Raw genomic sequence first — 18,607 nt, forward strand, 5'->3', positions numbered from 1 at the left:
AACAGAGCCGGCTTCGCCTTGCGTTTTCGAGCTCGAAGCGTCTCAGCGTGTGTCTGTAGCATCTCCCCGTCGAGGATACAGCAGTCGAACGTCGCTGTTTCGACTGGCTGGTCCGGATCGACCAGCGTATAGCGGTCATGGGCTTGGATCCACTCAACCACCAACCGTTGATTCCCCTCTCCAGAGAGTAATGGGAACAAGGCTGCCTGCCCAGCGCCATCATCGGGTGAATCGTCCGTAGGGTACGCGTCGTTCATTCACGTCCTCCATCGATTTTGTCCTGTTTCGCCGTCGTCCGTAACTCGACGATAAAAACCGCGCCGGCTGGATCCGCTTCGTCAGGAGTATCGAACAATTCGCTCTCCACTCTGTCCTCGATCCAGACATTTCCGCCGTAACTCTCAACAAGACTGTCGACGAGAAACAGGCCCATTCCGGTTCCCCCGCTTTCAAGCCCTTTCTTACCCTCTCGGAACAGGCTTTCTTTCACATCATCTGAGATTCCTGGCCCGTTATCGGCCACTCTGATGCGGACTGACTCGTCAGATTCCTCAACAGAAATCATCACCTTTGGTTGAGCTGTATGGTTGTGCTGGACGGCGTTGTTGACGAGGTTCCGAAACACCGACGAGAGCAACTCGTTCGCCAGCACGTGTGTCCTCTGATCGGGTGGATCTGTCATCGTGATCTCGGCATTTGCGAACGTTTCCCGGCGCTTTTCGAGTTCCTCACTGAGGATCTGTCGAAGTGAGATCGGCTTGAGTTCCGGCGTCCCGTCACCGTGAATGATTTCTGAGAGATCTCGGGCGACATTCGTGAGTTCGACGACGTGTCGGCCCGCCCGGAGAATCCTGTCGAGTTTCTCCTGTCCAGTCGGCGTTACCTCATCTTCAAGCATTTCGCCCCACGCGACAACAACGTTCATATCGTTCCGGATGTCGTGCCGGAGAACTCGGTTCAACACGTCGAGTTGCTCGCGTTGCTGGCGGAGACTCTCTTCTAGCTCTCTCAGCTCAGTAATTTCGTGGTTGACGGCGATGAACTGCGTAATCTCTCCTGAAGGGCCTTCTACCGGAGCGACTGTCTGTTCGATAACATATCGATTCCCATCTTTTCGACTGTTGATGACTGTTCCGTCCCAGACGTCACCCGCTGTGATAGTGTTCCACAACTCCTCATAGAACGCCTCATCGTGTTCACCTGATTTGAGAATGCGCGGGGTGTTACCGACAACTTCCTCGCTCGTATAGCCTGACTGAGATTCAAATCCTTCGTTCACGTACTCGATTGTTCCGTCTGTGTCGGTGACTAATACCCCGTGACCGGCGTGTTGATTCCGGATCTGCCGGAGTTGTGCGCGTTGATTGTATGCGACGATCGACTGATCCCGAAGGCGGAGAAATGTCTCTAGCTGTTCACTGAGTCGATTTTCTGCGAGTGGCATGTCGATCAACCCGTCAATCGCATCCCACAGTTCCGGATGCTCATCCCGGAGACGAGTGTGGATCTCTTGGTGTTTCGACTCCGGAACTAACAAGAGATACGGGAGAATGATCTGTTCGTCTTCTTTACGCTTCAGAAGTTCCGACCGGTGTTCGTCCAACTGCTTTCTGTCGAGTAGACAGCAATCGAATGTAGCCTCAGCAATATTCGTAGTTTCGACAAGTGTGTACTGATCGTGTGCGGTGAGCCACTCTTCAAGGACACGCTGATTTCCCGGGTCAGTGACCAAAGTGAGCATGCGCGTGGATTCGTCGACTGCTTCTCGATTCGTATGCTGTTCGTTCGTGGGCATGATGTTCGGATCGGCGACTCCTATGACTGTTCTCTCATTTCGTGCGACAGTTACGTCTGTTCGTCGTTGTCAACGTCGTGTTTGCTGGCAGTATCCGTATCGTTCCACTCCGGCGTCCCGGTGAGAATACCCCGAAGCTGCGGAAGAGGCTCTCCGACACGGATCCCGTCCGCCGTAATTTCGAGTTCCCGGAGGCTACGTTCGAAGTCGCTCGTCCGCATCTTCAGCGTCCCGATGACCTTCCGCACCTTCCCGCGATACTCAACGTGACGCAAGAACATGATGTTGTCCGCGAGATTGCTCGTCCGCTCTTCGGTCGCATGGAAGTCTCCAGTGATATTGTGAACCTCATTGACGAGGATCGTGGAGACGCCAGCGGCCCGCAAGAATCGGCCGATCCGCAACAACGCACCCGTCGTGTTGTCAAGCCCACGGAGATTCTCCTGAAACCCTTGTGAGCCATCGATCATCACCACTTCGGTACCGTCGGTGACCGCCTCGCGGACGAGATGCTCGAATTCGCCGACCGTATACTCTTCCGGATCGATTTCGACGATGGAGAGCTGTCCGCTGTCCAGCGCATCCTGTAGCGGGAGGCCGATCGCGTCGGCTCGTTTGCGGATGGTCCGCTCTGCCTCTTCAAATTGGAATAGAATGCTCTGTTTGCCCTCAAGAGCCGCTTGGATGAGAAACTGGAGACCGGTCGTGGTCTTGCCGACGCCAGTCGGACCGCTGAGTATTGTTACGGTTCCCTGATCTAAGCCACCGTGGAGCAGATCGTCAAGTTCCGCCACGCCCGAAGAGAGCGTCCCCGATTCGACCTCTCGCTCCTGTTCGCCGGGAACGAGTGTCGGCCAGACCGTCAATCCCTCGTCAGTAATATCATAGGAATGATTTCCACGTCGGAACGACGACCCTCGGAACTTGGAGACGTTGACTGCCCTGCTTTCGGGAGTCACATCAAGTGAGATGACAGCGTCGACGAGGAACTGAATATCGTCGTCCGTGATTGAACCGCCAGCCTGCGAAGTGAGCATCACCGTCGCGCCAACTTCTTTGAGATAGTCGAGGAGGCCAAGAACACCGGAGCGGAATTGCCGTTCATCGCTGGTAAGATATCGAAACTCTGTGATCGGGTCAAGCAACACACGATCTGGTTTGATTTTGTCGACTTCGTCGCGTAGATCTTCAATAAACTCCGGCTGTTCGACTTCAGCTGATTCGAAGACGCTGTAGGAGTTGCGCTCTGAGAACTGCTCTTGGGTCGGCGAGAGGTTATGAAATTGTATCTGCTCAGTATTGAGACCGAACGCGTCGGCTGTTTCTTCGACGTACGCCTGCGGCTCACCCATATTAATGTACAAAGCGGTCTCTTCGGCATCTATCCCTGCCGAAAGGAAGTGTAATCCGAAGATTGTCTTCCCCGAACCCGGCGACCCACGGACGAGAACATTTCGGCCCCGAATGAGACCACCGTCCAGAACCTCATCCAAACCACTAACGCCCGTTGATATCCGTTCAACTGACATAATCTGGTTTTATTCTTAGTCTACAAGTATCTTCTTTGTGGAGAACGTATCCGTTTGTTCTAGCGCGAGTACGCGTTCACAATCACTGAGTGTCGATGTGAGATACGCGCGCTGTATCTTGCATACCAGTACAGATATTATTCTTAGCTAGCAGTTTTATCACCGAACAGTTCGCACTCTCTTCTTTTGAGGGAGAAGATAGATCTGCCCGTGCTGAATTGAGTTTCCGACTTTGTTAATGAAAATCGGAAACTCAAACAGCTAAGCGGCACAATTAGGGCTACAAGCTACTTAAAAAGATGAGCGAGTCAACGAATTCGGAAACTCAAAGCAGGCAAGCCCGAGCCTGGCTTACGCCCGAGCAGCTGGTTTCACGCAGTCGAAGTAGCATTACTATATCTAGGCAACGAATGACACATTGGCAGCCCCTCTGAGAAGGTTGGGTTTCGGGAACAGTTGAGGGCTCGCCGCTCCCTGCTCATTAGATGGCTCGTAGCGTCGATCGGACCGCTGCTGGCGAACGGCAGGCGGTTTTGTGTTCAGTGTTGGACTTCTACCCAACGCTTATACTGTTGGCCGATGTCCCAACAGGTGAGAGATGGCCCAGGAACCGCTGTTCCAGTACACACACGTCGAGGCCGGTCTCGTCGAGAACGTCGTGCTTCGGCCGACTGACGACATCGAGACGTATCCCTCCGGCTGGAAATACACGCTCCACCTGGGCACTCTCGACGACCTCACGCTCGTCCGATACGACAACTCCCACGAGGACACGAAAGGCCACGAACACCACACCGCAGCCGGCGACCTTGATGACGTCGAGTTCCCCGGAATGGAGGACCGGCTTGTCGAGTTCTGGGCGAGCGCGGACGAGTACTGGGACGCCGTCGGCGGCGACCCGCCCCGGCCGCACTGATCGAATACCGACACACGATACCCCGACCATGACCACACTCCACATCACCGTCGGCGACCGAGAACAGCTCCGTGAGGACGCGCTCCAGTTCGTCCAAGACATTGAGGCCGACGATCTCGACGATCAGGATGGAAAGGCAACACTCCAGTTCGGCACCTACGACGACTTCGTCGACAGTCTCACGCCGCTGCGCCTTGAGCTCATCCAGGCGATCGCGAAAGAGGCGCCCGAGAGCATGCGCGAGGCAGCGCGTCTCGTCGAGCGTGACGTGTCCGACGTCCACTCGGACCTGAAGCAGCTGGAAGTACTGGGCATCCTCACGCTCGAAGAGGGCGGGCCCAGCGGTGCGATTCAACCCGTCGTTCCGTTCGACCGCATCGAGGTCCACATCGACTACCCGCTCATCGATAGCGGTGACGCCGATGGTACTCCCGCGAGCGCGTAGTCACCACCCACCGCTCTCGGAGTGTCCTCGTATGATGGTTACTCACGATTCACAATCACGCTGCTGTCCCGGAACAGTACTTTCGCCCCGCTCGCCCGAACTATAAGTCACAGAGTCTCAAATTTTGAGTAGAGGGAGCACCGCTGAGTCGGTTTTAACAACCAGATCAGCTCTAAAACAGTGTCACACGCTCCCTCTCCCCTCGAAGTAGCCCGTGAACTCGTGAGAATGAGTCCTAATGACCCAGAGACGGTCCGTGGCGACTGCTCGTTCTGTGGCGAGACAGTCACCGGTCGGCACGCAATCATCCACTTTGAGACCGCTGGCGGTGGCCCTGGCGTGTGGGCCGAATGTCCAAGCTGTGGTGAGATCGTTGACCCCACCCATGCTCAGTAAACAGTTCATCCAGCAGATTGTTAGGCTCAAGCCGTCATCGACAACGCACCACGAGTGCCGTCAGTGTGGGTACAGCGTGGAGAAAGAAGTCGATGAATGTCCACAGTGTGGCTCTCACGAGATTGCGGCCTACGATCTTGAGTAATCGCTGAAGTGTTCACGGTTGGTAGAGAAGGTTCTATACCTTATGTATCACCCGAACGCTAACATGGCTCCGATTGTTACATAAGGTATGAAGCAGCCGTCACCACCCACCTCGCTTCCGAAGTATCTCGCAGAGGGGCTCCCAAAACAGGATACGGGGACACTCCAAGAGGTACAGAACTATATTGAGGCGCTCATCGAGTATCGCGACCAGTCGGTCGACACTGACGAGCTTCCCGAGACTGCCGAGCCCGTCGACGAGCCTGATGGCGCAGGAAGCGGGACCGTCGTCAAAGAGAAAGTCACCTGTGGCGACGACAGCTGTAAATGTGCCAACGGGAATCCCTCGGATATGCACGGTCCGTATCTCTATCGCTACTATCGTGAGAACGGCACGATGAAATCGGAGTACGTCGGTAAGCCAAAAGTGAGTAGTGGTGAGTCAAGACTACCAAAATTTTGACGACGTCGACCAACAGATATAGGCGATAAATCGACGCTACAGCGCCCGTAAGTCGCGTTTGACGATACTAGCAAACGCGACGTTCTCTTTGACTTGCTCGATCTCGACCGACGGTTCATCACCTGGTTGTCCGCCGGGGACAATCACGACGTAGCCGTGTTCAACCTTCGCGATGCCATCGCCTTGATCACCAGTCGTCTCGATCGTCACATCGCGGACCTCACCCTCATTTACTGGAGGACCGTCCGACGTTAGAGTTTCCTCTTGGGCAGTTGATTGAGGTTGGTCTTGCTGGGTCTCCTGTTCTTTCGAAGATTTCGACGCGAGGATGGCGATCCGGTACGTTTCGTCGACAGCGAGCGTGCCATGTTCGACTTCATTCGACGGAATATCCATGACATATGACCCATCACGTTCTTCGATTTAAGCACTGAACAGAGAACGGAACGAATCAGGAATTTCAGTCATCGGATGTCAGTAGTATAGGAAGCACAGAGTATCTAAATGTCGCGTATTAGAGTGTCGGAGAGACTGGTACTACTGTAGAATGAAGCGGCCGTATCTCAGAAGCTCGGAACAGTGTCTACACACCATAGCGTCCGCTGTTCTCAGAGAGCGGCTAGACGGAACAGCGGACACGGTGGAGTGGTACCCACCGAGTGACCGATAGCGTGAGGGAGAGAACGGCAGACACGGTGGTGTCCACCAGTAGTGTACGACCTAGATAATCAGTGATAGGACCTGATCTGGAGAGGAAAACAATAGAATGGATAATCAGTATTGTTGAACCCTCCCTCCACGGTGTCCGCAGTTCTGTGTAAACTAAGTAGGAGACTTAGTTATGCCACCTACTAATTTAATAGTCTAATCTTAAGACTACGGACTAGTAATAGCACAATAGTAATAAAACTATCTATACATTAGAGTCAAAATAGAGTGCTTTGATTACAATTTCTACTAACAGCGGACATAGTGGGGGGAGGGTGTGATGGCGTAATATAAATAAGAAGAGAACAGCAGACACTACGGACAGGGTGGTTTTATATTGGGAGCGATTTATCAACAGACGTACGACGATGGGAATGTTCGAGCGGGACACCGATATTTACCGTGACCGAGACGCCCTTCGTGAGGACTACCAACCCGAGCAACTGGTCGGTCGAGACGAGGAACTCGACACATATCAGACGACCCTACAGCCCGTTATCAACGGCGAGCAACCGAACAACGTCTTTCTCTACGGTAAGACAGGTGTCGGCAAGACAGCTGCAACGCGATATCTACTTGATCATCTTCAGTCCGATGCGGCCGAGTACGACGATATTGATCTCTCGGTAGTTATGCTCAATTGCGACGGCCTGACATCGAGCTATCAGATCGCGACCCGCTTAGTCAACGAGTTCCGGGACGATACCGATCAGATCAGCACGACTGGGTATCCGCGAGCCGCTGTCTATGATATGCTCTGGAACGAGTTAGACACTAATGGGGGGACAATTCTGATCGTCCTTGACGAAGTCGATCACATCGAGGATGACTCTATCCTCTATCAGTTGCCGCGAGCTCGGGCGAATGGCAACCTCGAGACAGCCAAGACTGGGATTATTGGTATCTCAAACGACTTTTCATTTCGTGAGGACCTCTCCCCGAAGGTACGATCTTCACTGTGTGAGGAGGAGATCCACTTTCCTGCTTATGACGCCACAGAACTACAGCAGATTCTCCAGCAACGAGCTGATGTCGCGTTTCACGAGAGCGTTCTTGAGGAAGGCGTCATCCGCCTCTGTGCTGCCTACGGGGCAAAGGATGCCGGCGACGCTAGGCAATCACTCGACCTATTAATGAAAGCAGGAGATATCGCTCGCGATGACTCTGCCGAACACGTCATCGATGAACACGTTCGTCAGGGCCGGACATCACTCGAACGGGGACGAATTCGTGAAGGAATTGGGGGCCTCACCCAGCATGGACACCTCGTGTTGTATGCCGTGTTGACGCTCGATCAGCAGGGAAAGACTCCGGTTCGCTCGCGGGATGTTCGACCCAGATATACGAGTATGGCCGAGCGGGCAGGGATCAACCCGCTCGTTACACGCCGGATGCGTGATCATCTTAGCGAACTCATTATGCTCGGGATTCTTGACGTCACCGAACGCAATGAGGGTCGCCGCGGTGGAACCTACCGCGAGTATTCCGTGTCAATGGATCCAGAGCTAATCATCTCTGCGATGGCTGATACTGTCGAACTCGTTGGAATCCACGAGTCAATAGAGAAGTTGCTTGAGCGAGAATCTACGTCAACCCTGCAAGACTATCAGTAGTTCTCTCCGTGTGTTGATTTCTCCGGACATCGTGGTGTCCGTTCCGCTTGGAGGCACACTCTCGTATGAATCGGTCGGACGATAACAGCGGACAGTCCGGTGTGACGGTAGTTGCGTTCGATTGAAATATGAAGATATGACGCCTTGTTGAACGCAAGGCAGCGTCGGGCTAAATCGACTCTACACAGTCTTACAGCGTTAGAGACGCTCTTATCTAGAACCGTGAAAAGCGGCCATTTGCGTATACTGGCTTTATCATGAGGAACCAATTAAGCGGTCAACATAAACGGCTAATGGCATGAAACCAGCTGATAGAGCTACTCATTTTCAGGTATCCTGTGTGATACCAAGCAGTCAGCGTTCGGTACTCCCGATTCAATAGCGTACGCTATGGAAATTCGCAGCCGCAGTCCGGACAGAAGGTTTCGTCGCCATCCAGCAGAGAGAGGCACTCAACGCAGAGACGGTTGCTTGGATCGGTGGCGATATCTTCCAGAAAGTCCATCGCAGTCTGTGACGCAGCCCCTGGCCGATAGCCGTTAGCGTACCCCGGCAGTGTTGAGGCCCATTGGACTGTCTCCTCATCATCGACTACCGCAACGTTCCCAGCGATATTGAGTTTCCCGTAGCGTTTGAACGCCTCTGACGGTGTCTGGTCGATAGTTTGGTTTAGAGCACAGTTACGTTTGAGGTCGCGCTCGTAGACATCCTCAGGCGTTGAGGATCGTATTTCGCCTGGGAAGTCCGTGATCGTCCCGTGCTGCTCGTCGATCCGGTCAATCTCGATATCGATGCCGTGCGTATCATACAACGTTCGAAAGAGCCGTAGCGTATGGTCGTGCCATTCTCGGACGTCCGCATCAGCGTAGTAGCGGAGAATCATGTGTCCTGCTCGGTGTTTTCTGCGGCCGCGATGCGGTCCGAGAGGCTTTGGGCGAGCCACTCGTTGGCGAGTTCGCTCGCATAATCGACCATCTCTTGATGGCTCATCCCCTCGGTTCCGAAGGATTTGTAAACGTGCCATTGTTCCGCACTTGGATCAAAGACAATTACATGTGTCTTCGCTTTCATATCCAGCAGGAACGCTTCGATCGTGCCAGGAGACGATCCGCGAGGCGGCCCGGGCGTACAGCGAGGCCGACCGCGCCGCGGTCATCACGGGAATGGGGACGAGCCAGCACCGCTGCGGCACCGACAACGTTCACGCCCTGCTCAACCTCGCGCTGTTGACCGGGAACGTCGGTCGGCCGGGGACCGGCGTGAACCCCCTACGCGGCCAGAACAACGTGCAGGGCGCCAGCGACGTCGGCGGGCTCCCGGGCGTGCTCCCCGGGTACGAGTCCGTGACGGACCCGGACGCCCGCGAGCGCGTTGCCGCGGAGTGGGGCGTCAAGCCGCCCGCCGATCCCGGGCTCACCGAGGTCGAGGCGACGCACCGGTTCGGCGACGAGGTGCGCGCAGCGGTCGTCTTCGGCGAGAACCCGGCGGTCACCGAGCCCAACGCGAGCACGGTCGCGTCGGCGTTCGAGGCGCTCAACTTCTGCGTTGTCATCGACCTGTTCGAGACGGCGACTGCGGCCCACGCCGACGTGGTCCTCCCGGGGAGCGCGTGGGCAGAGAAGGCCGGCACCATCACGAACACCGACCGCCGCGTAATGCGGATGCGCCCTAACGCCGACCTGCCGGGAGACGCCCGGCGCGATCTCGAGGTCCTGTCTGCGCTCGGGCGGCGGCTGACCGACCGGCCCGACACGTTCGACTACGACGGACCGGAAGCGGTCTTCGACGAGCTCGCGCGCGTCGCCCCCATCTACGAGGGGATGAGCTACAGGGGGATCGGCGACGCTACCAGCGCTGGCCGTTCTCGGCCGCGGACGACGCCGGGACGGACGTGTTACACACGGAGAAGTTCCTGACCGGCGAGCGCACCGCGCCCCTCGCCGTTATCGATCCGGTGCCGCCCGCGGACGACCTCAACGCCGGCGAGCTGACGCTGACGACCGGCCGCGTACTCCAGCACTTCAACAGCGGGGCGCTCAGCCGGCGGTCGGACCGGCTGATGGCGATCCGCGGCGAGGACGCGCTTCAGATCCACCCTGACGACGCGGCCGACCGCGGGATCGAGGACGGCGCTCCGGTAACGGTCTCGAACGAGCGCGGGACCGTCGAGGTCACCGCCGAAGTCACCCCCACGGTCCGCGAGGGAGTGACGTTCTGTACGTTCCACTACGTGGAGCCGCTTGCGAACGCATTGACGGGCGACGCGCTCGATCCGGACGCGGGGATTCTCGAATTCAAGCACTCGGCGGTCGCCGTCGAGCCGGTCGCCGAGGGCGACGCGGCCGGCGCCGACCCAACGGGCGTCGTCACCGCCCGATCGGCGTTCATCTCCGATACGACCGCTGACGCTCCACTATCACTCTTGAGAGACGGGTGTCACCTCTTATGTCATGGAAAAGCGGATCGCTCCACATGGCGACATTTGGAGAGTACGGGCGGGGCGACTTCGGGCAGGGCGGTTTAAATGACGGACTCGACGTTTCCGGGCTGGTCGACGAGATCGGACTCGACGGCGACGAGATTGCGTGGCGAAAGGATTTCGTCGGATTCGACGAGGAGGACGAGCGTCGGTTGAGCCGGTACGAGGACGCCTTCGCGGAGAACGCCGAGCAGATCGCCGACGACTTCTACGACAACCTCACAGGTCACCAGCAGACCGTCGACGTGATCAGCCGCTCCGACAAGGGGCTCGAACAGCTCAAGCGGACGCAGTCGGCGTATCTCGTAACGCTCGCCGAGGGTGACTACGGATCGGAGTACTTCGAGGACCGTGCGCGGATCGGGAAGATCCACGACATCCTGGAGATGCCGATGAAACACTACCTCGGCCAGTACGGCGTGTACTACGACCTCATCCTCCCGATTATCGGCGACCGACTCACCGACTCGCTCACGGACCGGCTGGCCGACGAGGGCGCCGGTGAGGGAATCGGCGACGCGGTCGAGGCGGCCGTCGAAGAAGAGGTCGACGACGCGATCGAGGACCTGCTCTCTATCCTCCGGATCATCAACCTCGACATGCAGGTCGTCACGGACACGTACATCCACTCGTACAGCGAGAAGCTCTCCGACGAAGTCGAGCGGAACAAGCGGCTGATGGCGGATGTGGAAGACGAAGTTCGGGAACCGATCGGCGACCTCCGCGAGTCGGCGGCGGACGTCGCGGACAGCGCCGCCGAAGTCGGTGACGCGTCGGAAGAGCAGTCGCAGCGGGTCAACGAGATCTCCTCGGAGGTGGCGAACCTCTCGGCGACGGTCGAGGAGGTGGCGTCGACCGCCGACGAGGTGGAGCGCACGAGCAGCCGGGCGGAAGCGATGGCCGACGACGGGCGGGAGGCGGCCGACGACGCCGCGGTTGCCATGGACGATATCGGTGACGCCGTCGACGAGGTGGCCGACGACGTCGAGGCGCTCCAAGACCGCGTCGAGGAGATCGACGGGTTCGTCGACGCGATCAACGGGATCGCCGACCAGACCAACCTGCTCGCGCTGAACGCCTCGATTGAGGCCGCTCGGGCCGGCGACGCCGGTTCCGGGTTCGGCGTCGTCGCCGACGAGATCAAATCGCTCGCGGAGGAGTCTCAGCAACACGCGAGCGACATCGAGTCGATGGTGGGCGGGATCCAGACCGACACCGAGGACACCGTCGAGAGCCTCTCGGAGACGACGGAGCGGGTCGACGAGGGGAGCGAGCGCGTCGCCGACGCTACGGAGAACCTCACTGCCATCGCCGAGGCGGTGACGGAGACGGCGGACGGTATCGGCGAGGTCTCGGACGTGACCGACGAACAGGCCGCCGCCGCCGAGGAGATCGCCGCCACGGTCGACGGGGTGGTCGATCAGTCGAACCGCATCACTGAGAAGATGCAGGAGCTGGCGGCCGAAAGCGAGCACCAGTCCGAGGCGGTCGAAACGGTGGAGCAGACCGTGCGCCGGCTGGCTGGAAGCGATCGGGACGACGCCGGATCGGCCGCCGTGTCTCGCACGGACGGCGGGACGGTCAAGAGCGGGACCGACGGCGGAAGGGTGGGGACGGACGGCGATCGGTCGGTTCCGGCGGGACTCCCGGAGGGAATGCCGTCGTTCGTGATCGATCGGCTCTCCGACGAGGAGCTGCAAGCGATCGCAGACGGAGAGATGGAGATGGACGATCTGTGCTGACCGAATCGCCCTGATCGAATCGCTCTGACCGGATCTCCGGCAGTCTGTCACCCGCCGTCCAGAGTCAGGGCGCGAAATACGCGTCCGGACCTCGGATCCCGGTGAGTTCGCGAAGCGGACGGGCGCCACACCGTCCGCAGACGTCCGGTTCCGCGGGGTCGTCGGGGAGCGCAAACACCGTTTCGCAGGCGTCGCAGGCGGCGTATCGGAGCGCAAGTCCCGGCGAGTCAATCATGAATGTGACACGCGGCCGACGCACATGAATCCCGCTCCGGACTATGGCGAGTGAATCTCGATCCGAACGGTGGCGAGGACCGCTGGTCGCGCAACCCCTAAGCCGCGAGCGATCGCACTATCGATCGAGTCGTCCGTACGGGCGCCAGTCATTCGTCTTTAGCTAAGACTCACACCTCGGTTGTGTAGCGGTAGCGAGCGTCTCTTGTAAGATCGGTCGTTGTTGATGGATCTTCTGAGCATCCTCAATGAGCCGCTCCAGCAACGGTGGTGGTGAGTAGCCGAGGTACTCACCGAGTTCGTGGAGAACAAGCTGGACGTGCGACCGGAAGGTCGCCGCCCAGCGTTCCGGTGGAAACACAATCTCGTCGTCAGCCTGCTCGGTGACCAGATCCAACAGCTCACGGCTCACTAGCAGCGACAACGACGCCGCATACAGCAAAATCTCCACGACAACAGGGTTTCTCGTGTCAAACTCATCTAGTTCGTATTGCGTCTTCAGCTCACAAAACAGCGTTTCTACCTCCCATCGACACCGGTACATCGTTGCGAGATCCGCCGGGAGAAACTCTTCTCTCGGCAGATTTGTGACGTACAGATGGTAGTCGTCGGCGTTCTCGTCGCGGACGCCGACGACGCGAACCTCTTCGACGATCTTGCCAGCCTCATCCATCACTGCCACCTGTGCGTACCGTTTGTGGACGTCGATTCCGAGGTACATGGTTCGTTCACCCGGGACGCCAGTGCGTGAAGCAGAGATTCACCTATTCGGGCTTTCTCGGATGCCGCGCGGCGCGGCATCCGGGCTGTAGCGCCCATGACTCGGCTTCTTTCGCACACGGACCAGTCAGCAGAACGTGCTCTGCGGCACGAAATCCAGGTCGATCTCTTGCGCCCCATATCTTGTTTCACGCTCTCCTAGGGTAGCAGCGTTTCCATCGAGTCAACAGAGCCAATGTTCTCAAAAACGAGAACTCGGTAAGAGGGTCTAAGTACAGGATCACACAGAGCTAATGCATGGAATTAGAAGACGCAGAATCAGCACTTCAGCGGTACATAGAGAATACCCCGAACGGTACAGAGATTCCTGACGAGACGTTCGGGCGGCGACATATTGGTGTGTTGGCTTTCACGCTTGCTTTACTTCCATTTGTTTTTGGAGTCAGTCGGATGGCGGGAGCAGAGTCGATCACTGGTGCGGAATTGCCGGTCATCCCAATGCTGCACTCCGTTGTTGGCACCGGTATCGTGTTCGGATTGGTAGTGATAGCTGCAATTCCGGTACTTCCCCGCCGAATTAGAGCGGCGACAGGCGCGGTCGCGTTCATGGTACAGGGGTCGGTGTTAGCGTACTTTACTGGCGGATTCATCGAGGCACATTTTATCTACTTTGTTGGAGTCGGGGTTGTTGCACTGTATGAAGATTGGGTACCGTTTGCGATCACGATTGGCTACGTTGCCCTCCAGCACAGCGTCTTCGGGCTCATAGAGTGGTTCACAGTCTATAACCATCCGGCTGCGATGGCTAACCCGGTCGTCTGGGGTGGAATACACGCTGTTGGGGTGCTGATGCTTGCGGGGACAATCACGTTCCTCTGGCAGTCTCTCGCAATTCAGCGACAACAGGCTCGCGAGAAGGTCCAAGAGAAACTGGAAGAAGCAGAGGAAGCGAGAGATCGTGCCAAAGAGAAGGAGATAGAGGCGGCCGAACAGCGCGAGGAAATGCAAGAACTCAACGCGGAACTTGAGCAGGCCGCTGCCGACTACCAATCGGTCATGGTTAAGTGTGCGGCCGGTGACTTCACCCGCCGACTTGATACCGATGTAAGCAACGAGGCGATGGCCGAAATAGCCACCACGTTCAACGAAATGGTGGAGGATCTTGAGCTGACGTTCGCGCAGATCCAAGCCTTCGCTGATGAGGTCGCTTCTGCGAGTGAAGATGTGAGTGCATCGACGGCAGAGACGCAGCGTGCGAGCGAGCAAGTTGCGGACTCTATCCAAGCTATTGCGGCAGACGCGGATACACAGCACGGACAGAGCCGAGAGGCATCGAACGAGATGCAGAATCTCTCTGGGACAGTCGAAGAAGTTGCGTCCTCAGCAGACGAAGTTGCTACAGCCTCTCAGAATGCGGTTAAACTCAGTAATAACGGGCAAGAAGCCGCGTCAGAGGCAATTGATGAGATGGAAGAGATCGAGTCCCAGTCTGAACAGACAGTCGATCAGGTCAACACGCTCGCAGGTGAGCTTGATGAAATCGGAGAAGTTGTGGAGTTAATCGAGGATATTGCTGAGCAGACGAATTTACTTGCGCTGAATGCCTCGATAGAAGCGGCTCGCGCTGGTGAGGCGGGATCTGGGTTCGCCGTGGTGGCGGACGAAGTGAAGGGGCTTGCAGAGGAGACTGCGGAGGCTGCTGATGATGTTACCGAGCGGATAGAGCGTGTTCAGTCCAACTCCGATGAGACCGTTGACGATATGGAGTCTATGCAGGACCGGGTTCGTTCGGGCGCTGACACGGTTGAGTCGGCCCTCGCTGCTCTCGATGAGATCACGACCACCGTCGAAGGAGTGAATGATGGTATCCAAGAGATCAGCGACGCAACAGACAGTCAAGCCGCCTCCACAGAGGAAGTCGTAAGCATCGTCGAGGAGGTCGCCAACGCGGCAAATGAAGTGAACAGCGAGTCCGATAATGTCTCAGCAGCAGCCGAAGAACAAACCTCATCACTTGCGGAAGTCTCTCAGAACGCAGACAACCTCAAAGAGCGAGCAGGGAAGCTTCAAGACCGCCTCAGCGGGTTCACCATTGATGCAGAGCCTGACCGGCTCGGAGGTGTAAAGGGTGATAATGCCGGCCCTCAAGCTAGTAGCTCGGTCAGGGTAGTGGGTGACGGCGGCAATACAGAGTGAGATCCTCCTCACTGGCTCTAAAGGCTTGACGGAAACGCTGCTACCCTAGGAGAGCGTGAAACAAGATATGGGGCGCAAGAGACCGATTTGGATTTTGTGCCATCGAGCACGTTCTGTTGAAATTCAATTCTGTAGACGTATTCTCACCTGAAACAGCCGGTTGATGAGAGCTGCGTTTCGAGTATATATGTTGTTATCTGCATTGATAATTACAAGCGAGGATTATTCAATATACTGTACTAGATGAGCATATGTCAGAGCGATCTGAAGGGTATCGATTCCATCTTGAGAAAGCGCTAGAAGCCGATAGTCTCGAAAAGAAAAACTTCCATATTCGACAGGCTCTCCAGATCGCTGTAGTCTACGATGAGCCGAAATAATTAATCTACAAACCTGCTACCCACCAGTTTCCAGCGGAAACCAGATTGTAATTTCGGTGCCGCGTGGCTCACGCTCATCGACGTGGATCTTCCCTCCAGAATGGTTTACTGTCCAGTAGACCAGCCACAATCCCAGTCCACTACCGTGTGAGAGTGTCTCGATAGCCCCTCCCGATTCGAGAACATCTCTGTCAAATTCTGGGACACCCGGGCCGTTGTCCCGCACGCTAAGAGTGCCCCACGACCCCTCGACAGCGAGGTTGACACGCACACGGGGGTTTTCGCTGTCGTTGTGGATCACAGCGTTGGCCAACAGCTCTTCAATTGCGGCAGTAATCGATTCGGCGGCAGAGACGACGAGTTGTGTCGGGCCTGTAACGTCGACATTTGCGTTGGGCCAGTCGTCGGCCGTCTCTTTGGCAAGAACCCGAACCACCTGCCCGATATCTACAGAGGTTGGCCCGTGTGAGTCACTGAGAACAGTCGTAATCTCTCGCGACTTCTCACTCGTCGTCAACAGGGTTTCGGCCCGGTCAACGATGGTGCCGGCAGCGGCTTTGGGTTCGCCCTCAAGATTCCTTTGAAGTTGCTCGCCCCGACCATGGATCACGTTCAGCTCGTTGCGGATATTGTGCCGCAGGATGTTATCAAGTACGTGGAGCTGTCGGGTCCGTTCTTCGAGATCAGTCACGTTCCGGCAGATCGCCAGCGTCCCCGCGATCTCTCCGTCCTCGTAGTAGGGGTACCGACTCGTATAGAAGATCGCCTCTCTGTCGCTGTGCTTGAACGTCGGCTCAACGCTGTATTCGACCGGCTGTTCGGTCTCAATCACACGCTGTTTCTGTCGGGCGATCGTCGTGGCAGTTTCTTCGTCCATAAACGCGTATTCGCCGTCGCCGAGCAGTTCATCTCTCGACAGCCCGGCGAACGAACACAGCGCGTCATTAACCAGCCGAAACTCCCCCTCACAGGTCTGGATCATGATCGGATCCTCAAGCCGTTCGATGATATCGCGGTACAACGAGAGCTGACCTTCGAGTTCTTTACGGTCGGTGATATCGGTCTGGACGGCGACAAACGCTCTCGGCTCGCCGTCTTCGACGATGGGTGCGATCGTCTGATCGGCGACGTATTGCGAGCCGTCGCTGCGTTGGTTGGTAATCTCCTCGTGCCACGTGTCACCAGCGGTAATCGTCTCCCAGAGGTCGCTGTAGAAGTCGTCGTCCATCTCTCCGGAGTTGAGAAGATTCGGTGACTCGCCGACAGCCTCGTCTCGGCTGTAGCCCGTGATCGATTCGAACGCCGGATTGACGTAGTTGATCGTTCCGTCCGTATCGGATATCCAGATGGCGTGACCGGAGGCTTCGACGGCCTGCTTGAACAGTTCCAGCGTCTCCGTCCGTTCTTTGAGGCGCAGCGACTGGGTTCGCAGTCTGACAAGCGCCTGTGTCCGCCACTCTAGTTCGGCCTTTTTGATCGGCATCGAGACCACCTCGTCGGCGGTTTCGAACACGACGCTGTCGGCAATCTCTCCGCTGTCAGTTTCAATGAGTGAAAGGTCCGCCTCCGGTATGAGCAGAAGACATGGTAACAGAGCCGGCTTCGCCTTGCGTTTTCGGGCTCGAAGCGTCTCAGCGTGTGTCTGTAGCATCTCCCCGTCGAGGATACAGCAGTCGAACGTCGCCGTTTCGACCGGCTGGTCCGGATCGACCAGCGTATAGCGGTCATGAGCTTGGATCCACTCAACCACCAACCGTTGATTCCCATCTCCAGAGAGTAATGGGAACAAGGCTGCCTGCCCAGCGCCATCATCGGGTGAATCGTCAGTAGGGTACGCGTCGTTCATTCACGTCCTCCATCGATTTTGTCCTGTTTCGCCGCCGTCCGTAACTCGACAGTAAAAACCGCGCCGGCTGGACCCGCTTCGTCAGGAGTATCGAACAATTCGCTCTCCACTCTGTCCTCGATCCAGACATTTCCGCCGTAACTCTCAACAAGACTGTCGACGAGAAACAGACCCATTCCAGTTCCCCCGCTTTCAAGCCCTTTCTTACCCTCTCGGAACAGACTCTCTTTCACATCGTCTGAGATTCCCGGCCCGTTATCGGCCACTCTGATGCGGACTGACTCGTCAGCTTCCTCAACAGAAATCATCACCTTTGGTTGAGCTGTATGGTTGTGCTGGACGGCGTTGTTGACGAGGTTCCGAAACACCGACGAGAGCAACTCGTTCGCCAGTACGTGTGTCCTCTGATCGGGTGGATCTGCCATCGTGATCTCGGCATTTGCGAACGTTTCCCGGCGCTTTTCGAGTTCCTCACTGAGGATCTGTCGAAGTGAGATCGGCTTGAGTTCCGGCGTCCCGTCACCGTGAATGATTTCTGAGAGATCTCGGGCGACATTCGTGAGTTCGACGACGTGTCGGCCCGCCCGGAGAATCCTGTCGAGTTTCTCCTGTCCAGTCGGCGTTACCTCATCTTCAAGCATTTCGCCCCACGCGACAACAACGTTCATATCGTTCCGGATGTCGTGCCGGAGAACTCGGTTCAACACGTCGAGTTGCTCGCGTTGCTGGCGGAGACTCTCTTCTAGCTCTCTCAGCTCAGTAATTTCGTGGTTGACGGCGATGAACTGCGTAATCTCTCCTGAAGGGCCTTCTACCGGAGCGACTGTCTGTTCGATAACATACCGATTCCCATCTTTTCGACTGTTGATGACTGTTCCGTCCCAGACGTCACCCGCTGTGATAGTGTTCCACAACTCCTCATAGAACGCCTCATCGTGTTCACCTGATTTGAGAATGCGCGGGGTGTTACCGACAACTTCCTCGCTCGTATAGCCTGACTG

General features: G+C 56.8%; 15 protein-coding genes and 2 pseudogenes. 8 read left to right on the forward strand and 9 right to left on the reverse strand.

Translation table 11 applies throughout. The annotated features are described in order from the left end of the window. The 3 genes from J2751_RS14680 to J2751_RS14690 all read right to left on the reverse strand — a co-directional run. The coding region (locus J2751_RS14680) for a hypothetical protein (RefSeq protein WP_209487126.1) at window positions 1–257 on the reverse strand (257 nt) is incomplete at its 3' end. Next, window positions 254–1,795: an ATP-binding protein gene (locus tag J2751_RS14685; RefSeq protein WP_209487127.1), complete on the reverse strand. Its 1,542-nt coding sequence runs from the start codon at window positions 1,793–1,795 to the stop codon at window positions 254–256. The genes J2751_RS14685 and J2751_RS14680, both read right to left, overlap by 4 nt. 50 nt (window positions 1,796–1,845) lie before the next feature. Continuing rightward, window positions 1,846–3,324, reverse strand: a complete 1,479-nt coding sequence (locus tag J2751_RS14690) for an ATPase domain-containing protein (RefSeq protein ID WP_209487129.1) — start codon at window positions 3,322–3,324, stop codon at window positions 1,846–1,848. 598 nt (window positions 3,325–3,922) lie between these two features. On the opposite strand from J2751_RS14690, the gene J2751_RS14695 reads away from it, so the two are divergent. The 4 genes from J2751_RS14695 to J2751_RS14705 all read left to right on the forward strand — a co-directional run bounded on the left by J2751_RS14695 (window position 3,923) and on the right by J2751_RS14705 (window position 5,688). Next, on the forward strand, window positions 3,923–4,240 hold the full coding sequence (locus tag J2751_RS14695; protein ID WP_050033092.1) for a toxin-antitoxin system TumE family protein: 318 nt from the start codon (window positions 3,923–3,925) through the stop codon (window positions 4,238–4,240). Window positions 4,241–4,268: 28 nt separating this feature from the next. After that, window positions 4,269–4,685, forward strand: a complete 417-nt coding sequence (locus J2751_RS14700; RefSeq protein ID WP_209487131.1) for an HVO_A0114 family putative DNA-binding protein — start codon at window positions 4,269–4,271, stop codon at window positions 4,683–4,685. A 228-nt stretch (window positions 4,686–4,913) separates the two neighbouring features. Further along, on the forward strand, window positions 4,914–5,081 hold the full coding sequence (locus J2751_RS15940; RefSeq protein WP_449271941.1) for a DUF7837 family putative zinc-binding protein: 168 nt from the start codon (window positions 4,914–4,916) through the stop codon (window positions 5,079–5,081). A gap of 232 nt (window positions 5,082–5,313) precedes the next feature. Continuing rightward, window positions 5,314–5,688 carry a DUF6788 family protein gene (locus J2751_RS14705; RefSeq protein WP_209487134.1) on the forward strand — a complete coding sequence of 125 codons (375 nt, stop codon included), beginning with the start codon at window positions 5,314–5,316 and terminating at the stop codon, window positions 5,686–5,688. 36 nt (window positions 5,689–5,724) lie between these two features. Here the strand turns inward: J2751_RS14705 and J2751_RS14710 are convergent, their stop codons facing one another. Then, window positions 5,725–6,084 carry a TRAM domain-containing protein gene (locus J2751_RS14710; protein WP_245202857.1) on the reverse strand — a complete coding sequence of 120 codons (360 nt, stop codon included), beginning with the start codon at window positions 6,082–6,084 and terminating at the stop codon, window positions 5,725–5,727. A 680-nt stretch (window positions 6,085–6,764) separates the two neighbouring features. Here J2751_RS14710 and J2751_RS14715 point away from each other — a divergent pair. After that, the gene (locus J2751_RS14715) at window positions 6,765–8,009 is read left to right on the forward strand and encodes an orc1/cdc6 family replication initiation protein (RefSeq protein ID WP_209487136.1); all 1,245 of its coding nucleotides are present in this window, start codon (window positions 6,765–6,767) and stop codon (window positions 8,007–8,009) included. A gap of 388 nt (window positions 8,010–8,397) precedes the next feature. Here the strand turns inward: J2751_RS14715 and J2751_RS14720 are convergent, their stop codons facing one another. After that, window positions 8,398–8,892, reverse strand: coding sequence for a zinc ribbon domain-containing protein (locus tag J2751_RS14720; RefSeq protein ID WP_209487138.1), 495 nt, complete (start codon window positions 8,890–8,892; stop codon window positions 8,398–8,400). Window positions 8,893–9,109: 217 nt separating this feature from the next. Between J2751_RS14720 and J2751_RS14730 the strand changes: the two are divergent. Together J2751_RS14730 and J2751_RS14735 are read left to right on the forward strand one after the other, a co-directional pair. Beyond that, a pseudogene (locus tag J2751_RS14730) lies at window positions 9,110–10,350 on the forward strand (molybdopterin oxidoreductase family protein); the annotation flags it as partial. A 131-nt stretch (window positions 10,351–10,481) separates the two neighbouring features. After that, on the forward strand, window positions 10,482–12,230 hold the full coding sequence (locus J2751_RS14735; protein ID WP_209487142.1) for a globin-coupled sensor protein: 1,749 nt from the start codon (window positions 10,482–10,484) through the stop codon (window positions 12,228–12,230). Window positions 12,231–12,294: 64 nt separating this feature from the next. Here the strand turns inward: J2751_RS14735 and J2751_RS14740 are convergent, their stop codons facing one another. Together J2751_RS14740 and J2751_RS14745 are read right to left on the reverse strand one after the other, a co-directional pair. Beyond that, the gene (locus J2751_RS14740; RefSeq protein ID WP_209487144.1) at window positions 12,295–12,465 is read right to left on the reverse strand and encodes a hypothetical protein; all 171 of its coding nucleotides are present in this window, start codon (window positions 12,463–12,465) and stop codon (window positions 12,295–12,297) included. Between the two features lie 162 nt (window positions 12,466–12,627). Further along, window positions 12,628–13,107: pseudogene (locus J2751_RS14745) on the reverse strand (transposase); the annotation flags it as partial. 374 nt (window positions 13,108–13,481) lie between these two features. Here J2751_RS14745 and J2751_RS14750 point away from each other — a divergent pair. Then, window positions 13,482–15,380, forward strand: a complete 1,899-nt coding sequence (locus J2751_RS14750; protein ID WP_209487146.1) for a methyl-accepting chemotaxis protein — start codon at window positions 13,482–13,484, stop codon at window positions 15,378–15,380. Window positions 15,381–15,776: 396 nt separating this feature from the next. On the opposite strand, the gene J2751_RS14755 is transcribed toward J2751_RS14750, so the two are convergent. Together J2751_RS14755 and J2751_RS14760 are read right to left on the reverse strand one after the other, a co-directional pair. Beyond that, the gene (locus tag J2751_RS14755; protein ID WP_209487148.1) at window positions 15,777–17,606 is read right to left on the reverse strand and encodes a PAS domain-containing protein; all 1,830 of its coding nucleotides are present in this window, start codon (window positions 17,604–17,606) and stop codon (window positions 15,777–15,779) included. Further along, on the reverse strand, window positions 17,603–18,607 hold a 1,005-nt coding region (locus J2751_RS14760; RefSeq protein ID WP_209487150.1), incomplete at its 5' end, for a PAS domain-containing sensor histidine kinase. The genes J2751_RS14760 and J2751_RS14755, both read right to left, overlap by 4 nt.

The organism is Halorubrum alkaliphilum (assembly GCF_017873815.1).
In the GTDB taxonomy this organism is placed as follows: Archaea; Halobacteriota; Halobacteria; order Halobacteriales; family Haloferacaceae; genus Halorubrum; species Halorubrum alkaliphilum.